This window comes from Streptomyces bugieae (genome assembly GCF_036352915.1).
GTDB classification, from domain to species: Bacteria; Actinomycetota; Actinomycetes; order Streptomycetales; family Streptomycetaceae; genus Streptomyces; species Streptomyces endophytica.
In genome coordinates, this window is the sequence record NZ_JAZBJP010000006.1 from 35,917 (window position 1) to 51,769 (window position 15,853).

General features: G+C 67.8%; 14 protein-coding genes and 3 pseudogenes. 9 read left to right on the forward strand and 8 right to left on the reverse strand.

What is annotated here, in order from left to right:
* Positions 1 to 390 precede the first annotated feature (390 nt).
* Together V2J85_RS14300 and V2J85_RS14305 are read right to left on the reverse strand one after the other, a co-directional pair.
* Positions 391 to 2,238 (reverse strand): PE-PGRS family protein, encoded by a 1,848-nt coding sequence (locus V2J85_RS14300; RefSeq protein ID WP_330821783.1) that lies wholly within the window; start codon positions 2,236 to 2,238, stop codon positions 391 to 393.
* 282 nt (positions 2,239 to 2,520) lie between these two features.
* A pseudogene (locus V2J85_RS14305) lies at positions 2,521 to 3,349 on the reverse strand (IS5 family transposase).
* Positions 3,350 to 3,705: 356 nt separating this feature from the next.
* On the opposite strand from V2J85_RS14305, the gene V2J85_RS14310 reads away from it, so the two are divergent.
* Positions 3,706 to 3,897 (forward strand): hypothetical protein, encoded by a 192-nt coding sequence (locus tag V2J85_RS14310; RefSeq protein ID WP_261958248.1) that lies wholly within the window; start codon positions 3,706 to 3,708, stop codon positions 3,895 to 3,897.
* Between the two features lie 107 nt (positions 3,898 to 4,004).
* On the opposite strand, the gene V2J85_RS14315 is transcribed toward V2J85_RS14310, so the two are convergent.
* Positions 4,005 to 4,424, reverse strand: coding sequence for an SgcJ/EcaC family oxidoreductase (locus tag V2J85_RS14315; RefSeq protein WP_261958247.1), 420 nt, complete (start codon positions 4,422 to 4,424; stop codon positions 4,005 to 4,007).
* Between the two features lie 72 nt (positions 4,425 to 4,496).
* Between V2J85_RS14315 and V2J85_RS41300 the strand changes: the two are divergent.
* Together V2J85_RS41300 and V2J85_RS14320 are read left to right on the forward strand one after the other, a co-directional pair.
* Positions 4,497 to 4,640: pseudogene (locus V2J85_RS41300) on the forward strand (IS701 family transposase); the annotation flags it as partial.
* 28 nt (positions 4,641 to 4,668) lie between these two features.
* Positions 4,669 to 5,088, forward strand: a pseudogene (locus tag V2J85_RS14320) (transposase); the annotation flags it as partial.
* 167 nt (positions 5,089 to 5,255) lie between these two features.
* On the opposite strand, the gene V2J85_RS14325 reads toward V2J85_RS14320, so the two are convergent.
* From V2J85_RS14325 to V2J85_RS14335, 3 genes are all read right to left on the reverse strand, one after another.
* Complete coding sequence (locus V2J85_RS14325) at positions 5,256 to 7,409, reverse strand: S1 family peptidase (protein WP_330821784.1); 2,154 nt, start codon at positions 7,407 to 7,409, stop codon at positions 5,256 to 5,258.
* Positions 7,406 to 7,738 carry a trypco2 family protein gene (locus tag V2J85_RS14330; protein WP_261958245.1) on the reverse strand — a complete coding sequence of 111 codons (333 nt, stop codon included), beginning with the start codon at positions 7,736 to 7,738 and terminating at the stop codon, positions 7,406 to 7,408. Before V2J85_RS14330 ends, V2J85_RS14325 begins: the two co-directional genes overlap by 4 nt.
* A 117-nt stretch (positions 7,739 to 7,855) precedes the next feature.
* Entirely contained in the window at positions 7,856 to 8,620 is a 765-nt protein-coding gene (locus V2J85_RS14335; protein WP_330821786.1) for a hypothetical protein, read from the reverse strand.
* Between the two features lie 324 nt (positions 8,621 to 8,944).
* On the opposite strand from V2J85_RS14335, the gene V2J85_RS41305 reads away from it, so the two are divergent.
* From V2J85_RS41305 to V2J85_RS14350, 3 genes are all read left to right on the forward strand, one after another.
* Positions 8,945 to 9,328: an ATP-binding protein gene (locus V2J85_RS41305; RefSeq protein WP_419836778.1), complete on the forward strand. Its 384-nt coding sequence runs from the start codon at positions 8,945 to 8,947 to the stop codon at positions 9,326 to 9,328.
* 143 nt (positions 9,329 to 9,471) lie between these two features.
* The gene (locus V2J85_RS14345) at positions 9,472 to 9,810 is read left to right on the forward strand and encodes a hypothetical protein (RefSeq protein ID WP_315975520.1); all 339 of its coding nucleotides are present in this window, start codon (positions 9,472 to 9,474) and stop codon (positions 9,808 to 9,810) included.
* Positions 9,811 to 9,997: 187 nt separating this feature from the next.
* On the forward strand, positions 9,998 to 10,441 hold the full coding sequence (locus V2J85_RS14350; protein WP_330821787.1) for an integrase: 444 nt from the start codon (positions 9,998 to 10,000) through the stop codon (positions 10,439 to 10,441).
* Positions 10,442 to 10,507: 66 nt separating this feature from the next.
* On the opposite strand, the gene V2J85_RS14355 is transcribed toward V2J85_RS14350, so the two are convergent.
* Positions 10,508 to 11,404 carry an aminoglycoside phosphotransferase family protein gene (locus tag V2J85_RS14355; RefSeq protein ID WP_330821788.1) on the reverse strand — a complete coding sequence of 299 codons (897 nt, stop codon included), beginning with the start codon at positions 11,402 to 11,404 and terminating at the stop codon, positions 10,508 to 10,510.
* Between the two features lie 135 nt (positions 11,405 to 11,539).
* Positions 11,540 to 11,779 carry a Ku protein gene (locus V2J85_RS41310; protein WP_419836779.1) on the reverse strand — a complete coding sequence of 80 codons (240 nt, stop codon included), beginning with the start codon at positions 11,777 to 11,779 and terminating at the stop codon, positions 11,540 to 11,542.
* A gap of 278 nt (positions 11,780 to 12,057) precedes the next feature.
* Between V2J85_RS41310 and V2J85_RS14360 the strand changes: the two genes are divergently transcribed.
* The 3 genes from V2J85_RS14360 (at position 12,058) to V2J85_RS14370 (ending at position 15,750) form a co-directional block, all read left to right on the forward strand.
* Positions 12,058 to 12,693 (forward strand): TetR/AcrR family transcriptional regulator, encoded by a 636-nt coding sequence (locus V2J85_RS14360; protein ID WP_261958242.1) that lies wholly within the window; start codon positions 12,058 to 12,060, stop codon positions 12,691 to 12,693.
* Positions 12,690 to 14,090, forward strand: a complete 1,401-nt coding sequence (locus V2J85_RS14365) for a carotenoid oxygenase family protein (RefSeq protein WP_330821789.1) — start codon at positions 12,690 to 12,692, stop codon at positions 14,088 to 14,090. The genes V2J85_RS14360 and V2J85_RS14365 overlap by 4 nt, the downstream gene beginning before the upstream one ends.
* A gap of 751 nt (positions 14,091 to 14,841) precedes the next feature.
* Entirely contained in the window at positions 14,842 to 15,750 is a 909-nt protein-coding gene (locus V2J85_RS14370) for a hypothetical protein (RefSeq protein ID WP_330821790.1), read from the forward strand.
* Positions 15,751 to 15,853: the final 103 nt, after the last annotated feature.

The following is a 15,853-nucleotide window of genomic DNA, read 5'->3' on the forward strand; positions in this document are numbered from 1 at the left end:
GTGAAGTTGGTCAAGCGCAACTGGACTGACTACATCGTCAGCGGATGAAGCGAAGGTTGAGGCGCCCCGGCTTGGGTTGGCTGCCCGCAGTCAGCCTGCCTGGCGGGGCGCACCAGGATGGATGGTTTCGTACTGGGTTGAGAGGCTCTACGAGTTTCTTGGTGACGACGGCCACGAGGTGCGCTGGGGCATCACCGGCCAGCAATGCGCTCACGCACTCGATGGCTTTCGCGGGCGACAGCACCGGCAGCCACGGGCGCAGGGACCGCACAGCGTGCACGCGTCCCTGCGTAGCGGCGACTCCGCGTATGGCGTCGTGGAGACCGTCACTGCGGTGCGCAACGGTAGCCCACGTATCCGGGCTCGCGGAACAGCCATCGGTGTACCGGCTCATGGCTCCGGCGTGGCGCTGGCCGGAGGCTGGATCCGCTGCAGCATCTGTTCCATGACGGGGATGGGCAACGCCGGGTGCTGGGCGGCGGCTTGCGCGGTGTCAGTGTCCCGAAGCAGCCGGCTCAGCATCTGCGCGGGCAGTCTGGGGTGCCGGGCAGCGGCGTGGCGCACGCGTTCGTGCGGGTCGTCGAGCAACCGCACGGCCGACGCGGGTGTCAGCCGGGAGTCGGTCGCGGCCCGATGTCGAACTTCCTCATCGCCGTCCCGGTTGAACCGCTCGACCAGCTCGACCGTCGACTCCGGGTCATCCAAGGCGAGTTGCCGCATCCGCGGGTTCGGATCGCCGGCGTAGCGCAGCAGGTCGCGGCGGGGGAAGTTCGGGTGGCCGTGGGGGCGATCGGGGGTACTGAGGCTGCCGGTCCACCACTGCCACACCCTCAGCAGCATGTCCGCGGGGGCGTCGTCGCAGGATTCCGTGAGGAAGAGTTGGACGACTCGGTCTTCGTCGCGGGCGAGGCGTTCGACGACGTCCGGCGGAAGGTGCCGGGCCCGGGCGACGCTCCTGCGCACGAGGGGGTGGGTGGAGGCGGCCAAGCGGCGCATGGCGCCGGGATCCCGGTGAAGTGCCACGACCCAGTCGAGCGGATGGTGGTGGCCGCTCGGGTCGAAGTCGATGGGGATGCCCGCCCGCTGTTTCTCGGTGAGGTCGGAGCGAGTGGCCACCACGAAACGGACGTTTCCGTCGGGGTCCTGAGCGAGGAGGCTGACCAGGTCCGGGTCCAGATGCGGGTTGCCTGCGAGGGAGCAACGCTGGGCCGGATCGCCGTGGTGGGCCAGGTATTCGGCGAGGTCGCGCTCCAAACGGCAGGTACCTATGGCGCGGTCTGGTCGTTCCGCGGTGTCAAAGACCGATCGAGGCATCGGGTGCTCCTGGTGGTGCTGAAGCAGCGCCTCCATGCGGGCCGTGCCGGAAGGGTCTCCCAGAAGCGTGCGCCGAGTCGGAGCGTCCAGATGAGGCCAAGCCCTCCGGCAGGCCGAGGCCCGTACGGACGGGTCGACGTCGGCGGCCAAGGCGGTGAGCAGCCCTACGGGTAGTCCGGGAAGGCGGGCAGCCTCTGCGCGGACCCGTGCGGACGGATCCGCAGCGAGCTGCTCGTAGGCGGCATCGGTGAGCTCGGCACACCGGTCTGCCGCGAGCGTGGTGAGGATCCACCGGCGCCGGGATTCCTGTTCACCCAGGATCAGGCGGGCCCACTGCTCAGCAGTGATGTTCGGCTGGGCCTCGGCCAGCAGCTGCCGCATCTTCCAGTCCGGGTGGGCCATGGCTGCCTCGACAACCTCCGTCGGCAGTGGGCGCCACAGGAGGAAGTGCGACAGGCCCAGGAGGCGGGCGCGCAGGTCATCGGGCGTGGCCGGGTTGAGAGCCAGCCCGTGCGCCCACATCTCGCACAGCCTCGCCGAAGGCTCCGGTCCCTGAAGCAGAGCCGCCCAAGCGGCTTCCCGCTCCCGAGGGGTTTCCTGGGCAGCCACCCGAGCGGCTGCTTCCTGGTGCTCTGGGAGGTGGTCCAGCAGAGTGAACCAGACCTCGTCCTCCTCGGTTGTCACGCCGATCAGGGTGCTGCCGTCCGCCGCGAGGGTGACGAACTCCGGCTGCCCGGGCCGCTCGCCGAGGACTCCGGCGAGGTCCCACTGACCAGTGAGCCGGACCCTTGTCCAGCGCCTGGGCGCACATCCCGTCCAGTTGCCGGCGACATCGATGAGGAATACGCCGTCCTCGCCAATGATCCCGTTGCCCACCGCCAGTCGGTGCCACTGTGCGTTGAGCTCGGCGACCAGGTCAGGCACGTCCTCCCCCACGGCCACGGTCGGCCTGGCGCCTCCCGAGATGACCGGTCGCCACGCAGCTCGGGGCGGCAGTACCTCCTCGATCCTCCAGTCCCCCACAACTTCCAGCCCCGCGCGTTGCAGCACCGCTCTGAGCTTGTCTCTCCCACCCGTCATGGGAACCATCCTGCCCGATTGGTTGTCGTCGGCGCGGTAGGCAGACTTTGTGCGGTCAACCATCGCCTTGCCAAAGCGAGTTCGCTCCCTTTTTCACTGCCCGCCCCTAGGCCAGTGTCCGCAAAGTCAGGGCAGCCAGAGTCGTAGGCAGGCGATGGTGACCAGGGCTTCGTAGTGGCGGGCGCGTTTGTCGTAGCGGGTGGCCAGGGCCTTGTTGTGCTTGAGCCGATTGAAGCAGCGTTCGACGACGTTGCGTCGCCGGTAGGCGGTGCGGTTCAGGCGGCACAGGCTCTCGCCTCGACGGATGCGGCCGTTGATCTGGTCAATCCGCTCGGGAATCGCCGCTTTGACACCTCGTCGTCGCAGATAGGCACGGATCTTCGTCGACGAGTAGCCCTTGTCCGCGACGACGCGGTCGGGTCGTGTCCTGGGGCGGCCGGGCCTGCACCGCTCGATACGGATGCGGGCCATCACGGATTCGAACTGGGTGCAGTCGTTGACGTTCCCGGCGGTGAGTGTGAAGGCCAGTGGCCGCCCTTGCCCGTCGCATGCGAGGTGGATCTTCGTGGTCAGTCCGCCGCGGGACCGGCCGATCGCCTCGTCCGGCCAGGACCGCCCCCTTTTCGGGCCCCGGCCGCATGTTGGTGGGCCCGTACTGTGGTCGAGTCGATGCACACGACCGTCCAGTCGACGGCGCCGACGGCATCGCAATGCTGCTGAACATGGGCCAGCAGTCGTTGCCAGGTGCCGTCGGCCGACCAACGAAGCGTTCGTACACCGTCTTCCATTGTCCGTACCGCTCGGGTAGATCCCGCCAGGCCGCCCTGGTGGACAGCTTCCACAGAATGCCGTTGACCACCTGTCGCCGATCCCGGACCGGCCGGCCCATCCGTGACGGAGCCAGTAACGGCTCGATCACCGACCACGGCTCATCAGTCAACTCATGACGACGCACCACGAACAGACCAACGCGACAACCACTTTGCGGACACGGCCTAGTACTCCAGCTGTAGATCGTGATCTTGCTGGTCGGGGCCTCGCCGCGCTCCGCGTTGCCAGGAGCAAGCCCGCCGCAGCCGCCCCGAGGCGGCCTTCCGCCTCATCGGGCGTCGCTGGACGACACGGCGCGACAAGGCACTAAAGAAGTGATCCGGAAGCTCTCGAACTGGCCGTGCTCTCCGACCGGTTGCCCCGGGCAGAGGTCAAGGCGGTCGGCGGCTGGTGGAACCGGCATTTCGGCCCGGAGCTCAACCTGGTCGGCGCGGACCGCGCACCGGTGGCTCGCGAGGCCCGATTCGTCGGCTCGGGCAAGTGGCAGCGCACTCCCTTCGATGCCCACGGCCTGTCCGCATTCTTACGCCGCGCCGCCTCCGCGTACCAGGCTTCGATCCCACCCGCGGCCTCGCCGCCGCCCCCCTCTCCGGCACCGCCACGGACCTGGACACCGCCCCGCTCGACCTGCTGTGGGCCCCGGACGACATCCTCGCCGGCTGGCGAGGCTGACCTGCCCGCCGGGCCAGCGACACAAAATCCCAGGTCGGAGGCAATCCGACCTGGGATTCTTGGGCTGAGTACCCTGCCCCTACGGCGCCGACAACCTGCGCGAGTGGTCACTCGGTTACGGCGACGGCTGTGTTTTGGCCAGCGGAGATCCACCACTGTCCTTCCCTCTTCACCAGCACCCACGTCCCTACATTGGCACGCATGTGTTCTGACACGACGATGGGCTGCCGGAAGAAGACCACGGCGACGTCCGGGGTCGGGAAGGTGATGCGCTCGATTTCATACCAGGTGTTGATTCCCTCTGCATGCCCGGTCAGGCGCTCGCTGTGATACGCATGAATCTCCTCCCAGCCAAAGAACCGTGTGCCGTTCACTGCCGTGAAGACGATATCCGCGGTGAACCGCTCGTCGAACTTCGCGGCGTCATGCTCAGCGAAGGCTGATCCCAAATCAGCGAAAATTTTCTCAATGAGGCGCGCATCATCATTATTGGTCTGAAATCCCTGAGTACCCGGGCGATCGGTCATTCTTCGCTCCCTGGTTGAGACGGGTGCGGCCACCGTTGATCATCGTGAGTTGTGTGGACTGACGAAGAGACGGTGGCCGCGGCTCACAGCATAGATCCGGGCCGTTGGCGGAAGGCGTTCGAGGTGGCCGTGGGCCGTATCGCGGGCCGGTTCGCCCGGGTCGAACCCCGGCTGCGGGCCAGGCGGTTGGTGCTGGGGCTGCTATCGGAGCTGCCACCGTCTCCTGGCCACGCTCGTGCATCTCCAGATCATCGGCCGCAAACGACACATCGTCACCGACACACTCGGTCTCCTTCTTGCCGTCGCCGTCACCGCCGCAAGCGTCCACGACTCCGCGGCCGGCACCCACCTCCTGGCACAGGTCGCGGAGCAACACCCCGCTGCCACCAAAGCCTGGGCCGACAACGACTACAAGACCAAAGCCGTGGAACACGCCGCCCAGCTCGGCATCGACCTCGAAATCGTCCAGCGCGACCCCACAGTCCGCGGCTTCCGCGTCCAACCCCGCCGCTGGGTCGTCGAACGAACACTCGGCTGGCTCATGCACCACCGACGCCTGACCCGCGACTACGAAACCCACCCCCACCGGTCAGCCGCCATGATCCAACTGGCCGCCATCAACCTCATGACCCGCCGCCTCGCACACGAGACCACACCCAACTGACGCGACAGCTAGGCCAAATAAAACAGACATCGAAGAACCAAACGCTCACTTAGTGGCCCGGCCTAACGTGCTTCCCATGACAGCTCACCGCCGCGGAGACTGTGCCGTCGCCGCCGTACGAGCCGCAGGCGACACGGGACGTGATCCCCTCCGGACACCCCACTCATTCACTTGGCCACGTCCTTGGAGCCCCGATACAGCCCACCGAACTGCTCGGTGAGCCTCTGGTAAGCCTTCGCCCGATCCGCGGGTGAGGCTGACTGGGCGTCACGCGCGATGTCCCTCCACACCGTGCCGTCCTGCTTGGACCTGAACTCCTTCAGGCGCTTCTGATACTCCTCGTCCCAGTCCTGGACGATGCCGACCCAGAGAGCGGCAACCACCCCTACCAGCGCAAGCACGAGACAGGCCACGAACCAGAAACCACTGTGCGCAATGACTCCGGCGACCAAGGAGAGCACCGCGAAGAGACACACCCTGGCCACCCCGGCCGCGAAGCCCTCATCGCGCAGCCAGCGACCCAGGTGTTCCACCGGCGGACGATACGCCGCCCCCAACCGCAGAACTCCTCGTAGTCGGCCCAGGAACGCGGCCAGCGAAAGCGCGCCGAACTCACACGAAACCTTCCAGGCGACGTCCGGTTTCAACCAGCCCCAAACAAGCCAGGAAACAGAGATCAGGACCACGCCCCACATACCCATCCATGCCGCCGCGCGAGTCACCGCGCCCAACCGGGCCTTGAACGAGCACCGCTCCGCTTCGAGCAAAGCCCAATCCCGGTCTCGCCCTTCTCGCGCGTGCTGCAGGACCCGCTCCAGCCGGGCGTCCGCCGCTTCCTTCGCGGTGCGCTTGGCTGCTTCGGCGTGTTCGAACTCGGTCGTCGCGTATTCGGCAAGGGCGGTACGCACCACCCACCCGATGGCCGTCTCCGCACCACCGTCCCGCGAGCGCATCCAGTCGTACCACTCGACCCGTCCAGTGGGAGGAGGCGTCGCCCGCTCACCGAAGGTGTGCAGCCGGGCCACAGAACTGTGACGGGTGAGGAGACCCACCAGCAACAGTGCTTTTGCCTCGCCGCGCGCCCACTCGCTCATCCCGTTCGGCAGACCAGGCGCACGTTCGATCATCCGCAACCAGGCTGCCTGCGCCTCGGTCCAGGCGTCCTGCATCCCAGCCATCCAGCGCAGCTGGGTGAAACCCGCCAAGGTTTCCAACAGGTCGCCCTCGCACAGAGCCTGGTACAGCTCCAGCTCCGGACCGCTGTTGTCGAATCCCCGGAGACACGCACGGGCCAGCATCTCCCCGGTGACGGCGGTACCCCGCCAAACCGGCTCCCCTTCCGGATCGAGCCGGCACAGCAGGCGCAGCACCTTCAGGTCGTGCCCCAGCTCCGGATCCGTGACCCATTGATCGGTCGGCTCTCGGTGGGTCTCGACCACGTCGGCGACAGGATCGCCGAACTGACGCAACCACGCCGACAGTTCCCGCACCCGGTCCGAGCCGTCTCGCGCCGCCCCCACAACTTCGAAGAGCTGCTCGCGGGCAACGGCCCAACTGGCGCGCAGGGTCACCGCCAGGTCCCGCGGGGTCGAATGAAGAACACCGGCCAATCGAAACGGCTTCGGCCGGCGGGAAACGGATGAGAGGTCGACCGTGAACGGGCGGTTTCCGGTGTACCGCTTCACCGCCGAAGTGAACGACGCGTCATCGAGAAGCGCTCTGCTCTTGATCGCTTCCAATCGCTGGTGACGCCAATTGCGCGGCGCCTCGACAACCAGGCCCAGAAGTCCACCGCGGGCGAACAAGGCGGCACCTGACATGCCCTCCCACGGCGATCTTCCGCTCGCCAATTCGGGTGAGACGTCCTTGACGTCCAGCACGTATCGACCGCGCACCATACCGGACGCCGGGCGTAACGCGCACTCGATGTGCTCGATGTCCAGGTCCCGCCCCTGGCCCCACTGAGCCCGAGGGAACCCCATCGCCTGGCAGCGGACCGGAGACTCGTCCGTGAGCCGTGCCCAGGTCACCGGCTGCAGACGGGCCGCAGTTTCCGGTCGGACCAAAGCTCGGCGCGACACGAGCAACGCGGCGTCGCACTCCGCGTCATGCCGCCGCCAGACGACTTCACACTGCTGAGCCCCGCTGCCACGCACCACCATCGCGCGTGCGCTGTCGTTGTCGCCGACGACGTGAGCGGCTGTGAGCACCAACCGGGCCGCGAGTAGATAGCTGCTGCCCGTCTGGCCGTTGCACAGCACAGCAGCGACACGCTCATGGCTGGGGCCGAGCGAACGCCCCTCAGGCAGGCCGCTGGTCACAGGGGCCCTGCGGTGGTGAGACCGGCGGTGCCGCCTTCGCCGTCCGCGGCGACGAGCAGCGGATCACCGTCTGTCCGCCGGGGTTCCAAGGTGAACGACACGCGATGGGTGCGAGTCCTGCTTCTTCCCGCGTCTACCTCTCCCGAGAGGACGTACGCCTTGATTCCGCCCCGTGCCCGGACATCCCTGCGCAACTCGACGGTGAATTCCATCTGGATGGGTCCGACTTGGAAAGTGACGTCGTTCCCTGCTCCTCGTGCGGCCGCATTCAGCAACTCGTTGCGAATGGCTTCCACCGCTTCGGCGAGTTCGAAGTCCCTGGCCGTCAACGCGCCCCCTCGGTCGATGGTCCTGCTTGAGATGTCTGTCTTCAGGTTTCTGTCACAGCGTGAGTCGAGGTCTCACAGCCGCGTCGGAGTGGCCCCGATGCGGGCGAGCCCCCGGACTCAAGGGACCTCTTCCCGCAAAAGCGTCAGAAGGTCCTCGTGCTTGCACCCCCAGAGGCGGGCGACCTCGTTCGGATCACGCAGGTCCTCGACCAGCGTCATGTGCCTGGCCAGGTGGCTTTCGACCTGCTCCCGATTGGCCTCGCCGTTACCCGAGGAGACCCACTCGGACAGCTCCGCGACGTTCGCGGCCAAGTCGTCACTCGCGCTTGCCTTGAACTTCCACCGCAGCCAGTTCGTCCCTTTGAGCACGGCCCGAGCACGGTCACTGGCGTAAGAGAGACCCTGGGTGTGCGGGGCGTACCGGAGAAGACCGGCGGACTCGAGGATCAGGAGGGACCGCACCAGGCCCACGTCCTCCTCGCACCAGTCGGACGGCGAGGGCGCGGGCAGGTCGTCACCAGGCTGGGCCCGTTTGACGTCCCTCGCCGCATTCACCCAATTCGCGGCGGCGTTGGCGTCTATGTTGGCCCGTGCCCGGAGTCCGCTCGCACCCAGTTCGAGAATGTGATCGGCGGTGGCGACCCCTGCGGCGATGAGCATCATGGGGTTCACATCAGCCCGCTTGCGCAGAAGGGCGGTCACCGGGGTGTTGCTCAACCTGTCCTGAGCGCTTCGCTTCTTCTTGGCGTCCCGCGCCTTGAAGGCGTTCAGCTGCGCTTCCTTGTGCAGGGCCGCGATCTGCTTCAGGATCGGGGGTTCCTTGTCGATTTGAAGCTTCAGCCACTGACGGGCGGCGTTGCGATCTAAGTTCTGTCCGGGCACGGATGCAGGATCCGGCTGCGCACCAGCACTCACAGGCCCTCCGAGTAAGGTCACTGCCAAACAGGCGGTCATTATCCCCGTCTCGAAGTCGGAACAACAAGGCGATCGGGGTGCGCGGGCTGCAACGGCGCACGTACAGGACCCCGCCGTACGGGCCCCATCCGTCTCTTCCCGCGCACTGCGGCCTTGCCGAATCCGCCTGCCCCGTCGCTCGATGCCGGCTTTCTCCATGCCGTGTACGGGCTTCCCGCCGTCGCGTACAGCAGCGTCCGGCACAGGCGCTTCCCCTGGTAAGACGCCGGTCACCGTCGCGACGCTGACAGCATGCGCCTCTCCTCCTCCCCGCACAGTTCGGCCTCCGGGTCCACGGCGACGGCCGAGTTCGCCTTGGCCTTCACCTCGACCCCGCGAGGCGCCCGCCTGGCCCGGCTGTTCGTCTCGCACGCCCTGGACTCCTGGGATCACCCCTACGACAGTGACATCAACGAGACACTGACCCTCATCACCGCGGAACTGTGCGCCAACGCCGTACGCCACGGACGGGTACCGGGCCGGGACTTCCACGTCCGGCTGGCCAGGGAGGCTGACGGCGAGCGGCTGCGCCAGTCGCCCCTGTCGGGCAGTTCGAGTGCCAGGTCGAACCACCACACGCCCGACCGGTCCCGGCGCCGTCGGAGCACCTGCGCCTTCAGGTGCTGCCCGTCCTGAAGGGTGACGTCTGCCAGCGGGGCCGAGACGTCCAAGGGGAAGCCGTCCTGGTCATCCTTCACGGGCAAGCTCGGCTCAGCCGGCTCGACATGCTTGAGTGCCGTGCGCGCGGAGACCGGGTCGGGGCACGAGGCCCAGAAGGGGTGAGGGAAGACGGTGGTGACAAGCTCCAACTGGCGGGTGCGCAGGTCGTTGACCGGCTGGAGGTCAGCCACCACGCCATGATCCAGTACCGGCTGCCCAGCACCGGTGAGATCGTCGCGCTGTTGCAGATCGCCCCGTCGAAGACCGACCAGGAGCGAGTCCTGCTCGTCAGCCCCGAGCTGGCCGACGTGCCGGCCACGATCATCCGCCGGGTCCGCCCTCCCCCCGCACCGGCACCATCCCGTTCCTGTCCGCCTACGATTACGAGGAGCGCACCTGGAACCCGCCGGCACCCCTGCTCTTCCAGTGGGACCGCGGCGGTGAAAACTCCCGCATGACAGGCGAGTTCATCCGGAACGCGCTGGGAGACGTCCTGGACTTTATCGGCCTGACCGACTCAACCGGCCAGCCCCTGGCCTTCGCTCCGCACGACTTCCGGCGCCTGTTCATCACCGACGCCATCCGCTCCGGCCTGCCACCGCACCTCGCCCAGGTCATCGCTGGCCACGCCACATCAACACCACGATGGGCTACAACCCCATCTACCCCGCCGAGACCATCGAAGCCCACCGTGCCTTCATCGCTCGCCGACGCGCGCTCCGCCCCGCCGAGGAATACCGCACCCCTACCAACGCAGAGTGGGAAGACTTCCTCGGTCACTCCGAACGCCGCAAGCTCTCCGTCGGCACCTGCGCCCGCGCCTACGGCACCGCCTGCATTCATGAGCACGCTTGCGTCAGATGCTCGCTCCTCCGTCCTGGCCCGGCCCAACGGGCACGTCTTGCCGAGATCCGCGACAACTTGATCGCCCGAGTCGCCGAAGCCGAGACGGAAGGCTGGCTCGGCGAGGCCGAAGGTCTCCAGGTCAGCCTGGCTGGCGCCGAGGAGAAGCTCCGCCAGCTCGACTGGGGCCACGGGCAGCATACGGTCGTGGGCCTTGGCATCCCCACCACGCATGGTGATCGATGAACCCACGAAGGTCGGCTGCCGCATGACCATCAACCAAGATCGACAACAAGTTCGAAGAAGCGTGCATCAAACGCCCTTCAGAACACGATCAAGTGCCGCCCGGCCTGCAGGTCCCCAGTTCGGCTTGCCGCCGGGAAGGCCTCGATCTCCGTTCTGCCCCATGAGCATCAGGAAGAGGCTCTTCATAGCGGCCAGCCCGCGGGCGCGCCGGATCGTCGCCTCGTCTGCATGCGCGTACATGTCGAAGAACCGTGAGGCCGTGCCCGCGGGTAGCAGCACCCATGCGGCGGCGAGGTCCCACGCCGGATCGCCGGCGAACAGGTCACCGAAGTCGACGATGCCCGAAAGCGTTCCGTCCGAGACGACGACGTTCGCGGGATGGAGGTCGCCGTGCACCCACACCGGCGGGCCCTCCCATGCGTGGGCCGCAACGGCGTCGTCCCAGACGGCCCGGATGTCGGCAGCGATGTCGTCGGGAGCAACCGCCTGGAAGAAGTTCTCGAAGCCGTCCGTGCAGTTCTTGGGATGGGCACCGCGGTCCGTAGCGATCGGCGCCTCGGCGGGCGCCTCCACATGGAGCGCCTGGAGGAAGCCCGCCAGCGTGTCGGCCGCGTGGTCGCCGCGACTGATCGAGCCGTGGTCCAGCGGCTCGCCGGGAACCCACGTCATCACGGTCCAGTGCTTGGGGAAGCGCTCGGACGGTTCGCCGAACCGCACCGGGGTCGGCACCGGGAGCGGCAGGCGCGGGGCCAGCACGGGTAGCCACCGCCGCTCCTTGAGCTGGAGCTCCGGGGTGGGGTCCATGCGCTGCATGCGCACGGCCAACTCGTCCCCGAGGCGCCACATTTGGTTGCCCCAGCCGCCCGCCACCTCGCGGATGGCCAGTCCTGCAAGGTCTGGATGTTGCTCCTGCAGCAGATCGCGGACCAGGTCTGCGGTGATCTCGATCTCGGTGTCGGTCATGCGAAGCCACAGTACTAAGGCGGCAGACGGAGCGGGCTCTCGTTCTTCGGATCCTCTCGCTGTGATCCCTCTGGCATCACCAATTCGGTTTCAGAGAGCTACGGATCAGAGGCTTGGGACAGACCAGCCCCAAGTTCAGAGAAGCGAGCGGAGAGCCAATTTGCATACACCGACCCGCCCGGTGCGAGCCAGCGCCTCAACCAACAGTGCATACGGACGTTGGGCCCCGGAGCCGGCGGCTCCCACCCAGTACGGGCGCGCATACAGCAGCGGATCGGTCTCGTCGGTCCCCACGAAGCCCAGGACCTCGATCACCCGCTTCGTTGGCAGCGGCAACGCATCCAGGTCACACTGCGCACGCACGCCCGACGACACGGTCTGCCGGAGCCGACCTGCATGCGCCTTGGACGACGGCTCCCTGCCGGTGCCTGCCTTGGACGCCTATGACGCGGTGGTGAGCATCCTGCGCACCACGCTCAGCGAGTAGGCCCCTTACGGCCAGGTGCTATCGCTGCACCGGCCCGTACGGGATGGCTGTACGGGCCCCGGTGGTGGGGACATTGCCGAACCCCGCACCTGCGAGGTCTTTCCCAACCGTGGCCGACCAGGCACAGGGTCGGTAACAGTGTTTCCTCTGCGCTACAGTGTTACTCATGAGCACGCTCTATCAAGACGCGCTACGGGCCGGCCAAGACGCCGTGCGCACCACGATCCTCGATTGCGCCATCAACCTGCTGGTCACGGACGGGCCCGCCGCGTTGACCATGCGGCGGATCGCCACCGACATCGGCTCCTCGACCAAGGTCCTTTACACCATGTTCGGTGGCAAGGAAGGGCTGATCGATGCGCTGTACCGGGAGGGCTTCGCGCGGCTGCGCCGGGTTCAGGAACAAGTACCGCGCACGGAAGACCCGTTGACGCACCTCACCCACCTCGGGACGGCCTATCGGGAGCACGCGCTCGCCGAACCGGCCTACTACCGGGTCATGTTCGAGCAGGCCGTACCGGGCTTCCGGCCGAGCGCGGAGGCCCTCGCCATCGCCGAGACCGCCTTCGACACCTCGGCCGCCGCCGTGGCCGCCTGCATGGAGGCCGGGATCTTCCAGCCGGGCGATGCCCGTGAAATGTCAAAGATCTTCTGGGCGGCATCGCACGGCGCGGTGAGTTTGGAGATCGCCGGACACTTCACGCCCGACGACGGTGCCCGGCGCTACGACGCGCTGATGGCGGCCGTGGCACGGGCGTTCAGCACCCAGCACGAGTCGAAGAACGAAGGACAAGGAACATGACCACCACCCGCAACCGCTACCTGTCGGGGAATTTCGCCCCGGTCACCGAGGAAGTCACCGCCTACGACCTGCCCGTGACCGGACGGATTCCGGCCCATCTCAACGGCCGCTATCTCCGCAACGGCCCCAACCCACTGGGCATCGAGGACGCCGCCGCGCACATCTGGACACTCGGCGCGGGCATGGTCCACGGGGTGCGCATACGGGACGGACGCGCCGAGTGGTACCGCAACCGTTGGGTCCGTTCCGGCACGGTCGCCGACCACCTCGGCGAGCCGCGCCGCGGCACCCCGATCGACGAACAGTTGGACATCTCGCCGAACGTGCAGGTCGTGGGCTTCGCGGGCAGTACGTTCGCACTCATCGAGGGCGGTATCCGTCCCTACGAACTCACCTACGAGCTGGAGACGGTGGGGCCCTGTGCCTTAGGAGCGACCCCGGAGGGGTACAGCGCCAACGCCCACTCCCTCTTCGACCCACGCACCCGCGAACTGCACTCGCTTGCCTTCCGCTACGGCTCCGATGACGTCCAGCACATCGTGATGAACGACTCCGGCACGGTGCGGCGGACCACCACCATCCCGGTCCCCGGCAACCCGTACATGCACGACTTCGCGCTGACCGACCACTATGTGCTGCTCTTCGACTCACCCGTGGTGTTCAGCCCCGCGCATCTGTCCACCGGGGTGCCGTTCACCTGGGATGACCGCCGTGGCGCGCGCGTGGGGGTACTGCCGCGCGAGGGTGGCGAGGTGCGCTGGTTCGGGCTCACACCGAGCCTGGTGGGGCACACCCTCAACGCGTACGAGAGGCCGCACGAGGACCTGCGCGGGTCGGGCACGGGCGGTTGTGACATCGTCGTCGACGTGATCCGGCATCCCGAAGGGTTCGACATCAGGGACGTCGGGTCCAGTCGTCCCACACTGGACCGGTGGACGATCAACCTGACGGCGGGAACGGTCCGGGAAGAACGCCTCGATGACCGGGTCCAGGAATTCCCTCGCCTCAACTCCCGCTATACGGGCCGCCCTTACCGGTACGGCTACGCCGCAGCGGTCGAGCTCTACGCCCCGCCCTCCGGCCCGGAAGACGACCGGCCGGACGAGGGGTTCAGCAATGCGCTGCTCAAACACGATCTGAGCCGGGGAACGACGGAAGCGCACGAGTTCGGGCGGGATGCAGCCGTGGGCGAGGGGGTGTTCGTCGCGGCGGAGTCGCCGGCGGCGGAGGATGACGGGTACGTCATGGCGTACGTCTTCAACCCGGAGCGGTCCGCATCCGACCTGGTCATCCTCCCTGCACAGGACTTCAGCGGCGAACCGATCGCCCGGATCCACCTGCCGGTGCGGGTGCCATTGGGTCTGCACGGGAGTTGGGTTCCGGAGGAAGACCGGTGAACGGGGACCGTCAACCGGCCGCCTGACCTGGCCGTAGCGCTCCGGAACGACGGGTCGTAGCGCCTGGGAACCACTTGTAGCTGCCCGATGAGACCGCGGCTTCGCCTGAGGCGCACCTGCCCGCGTACCCACCCACATGCGCGACGGCGGCAACAAGGCTGCACCTGCTCAGTGCTCAGTGGTCATGTCAAGCTCAATGCCTGGTGATCAGGTTGCAGGACGCTTCAGGGCGCCGGCCTCGGCCCTGGGGGCCTAGGCAGTGTCCGACGGGTCGCGTGGTGGGACTCATGCTGGCCTTGGTGTGGTCTCGCACCGGCTATCGGGACGCACGGCTCTGCCCGGGACGTGGTCTCGGGCGCGCCAGGACCAGCCTTGCGGTGCACATCGCTCGTTCGGGTGGTTGATGTACCGAGTGGTTCTGCGGGGTTCGCACTTGGCTCTTAGCTGGCTGGGACTGAGTGAACTGGCCTACGGAACGAGGTAGTTGGTCTTGATTCGTCATGTGCTTCGAACCTTGCTCGTCGCGCCCTTGGTGACGGGCACCCTGTGCACCGTGTCGCCGCCCGCTCAGGCGGACAGTACGACGTGCGGGGAGAAGACCTGCCGTGCGGAGTTCACAAACAACTGGAGGGACACCGAGTTCACCGTGCCGGCCGGTGTCACGTCCATCACCATGTATGTGTGGGGTGCGGGCGCCGGTGGCGCCGGTGGTTCCACTGGCGGTGGTGGCGGTGGTGGCGGTGGCACCGCTGTGAGCCTCGCCACCAACGCCCGGCATCCCGGTGGTGGTGGCGGTGGCGGGGGAGGCGGCGGTGCGGGCGGCAACGGCGGCTCCAGCGGCGGCTACGCCTTCGGCCGGGTCAAGGTGGACCCCGGGCAGAAGCTGAAGGTGTCTGTTGGCACGGGCGGAGAGGCCGGCACCGCCGCCCGGGTGGGCAGCCATGGCGGGGCGGGCTCCGAGGACGAGGACGGGAAGGCCGGGCAGGACGCCTACCGCCCCGGCGCGGGCGGCATCGGCGGCGGCTCCACGATCACCGACATCGAGGCCCGCCGCTGGCTGCTCTCCGTCTACGGCAGCTCCGCTGGCCATCCCGGCGCCGGCGGACACGGCGGCAAGGGCGGCTGCGCCGGCCATACCTTGCCCAACTGCGTCGAGGAGCCCCCCTACCGCTACCGCGGTGGTGACGCCGGTGCGCCCGGCGGTGGTGGTGCAGCCCAGGCCGTAGGTGACGTAGGGGCCTGCGGGACCGTTGGCGAGGGAGTCACGGGCGCTTGCTACGACTCCAGGGCCGGCGGTCAGGGCCAGAACGGCAGCCAGGGCACGATCGGCACACGCGGCGGCGACGGCAGCATCGGCCTGCTGGGCCAGCCGGGCGGAGAGGCCGGTGAACCCGGCAAGGGTGCCGCCGGCGGCATGGGCGGCCAGGGTGGCAAGCCCCAATACACCGACATCGCACCCCCGGAGAACGTGGGCCTGGGAGGCGCCGGCGGTACCGGCGGTACGGGCGGCGACGGCGGCAAGGGTGGGCGCGGCGGGGTCGGGATCAACCGCCGCCCCGAGGGCAGTGGGCAGGCCGGGCACGGCGGACTGTTCGGCACAGACGGGCAGCCCGGCGGCAATGGCTACGTCCTGATCATCTGGGACAAGCCCGCTTCCTGACGCAACAGCTTCTCCCAGCCACTGCCTATATTCCGGGATATCGCGAGTGACGGCCTCGACTCCCTGTGACGTCGAGGCCATCACCGCCGGACGGTCCGCACAG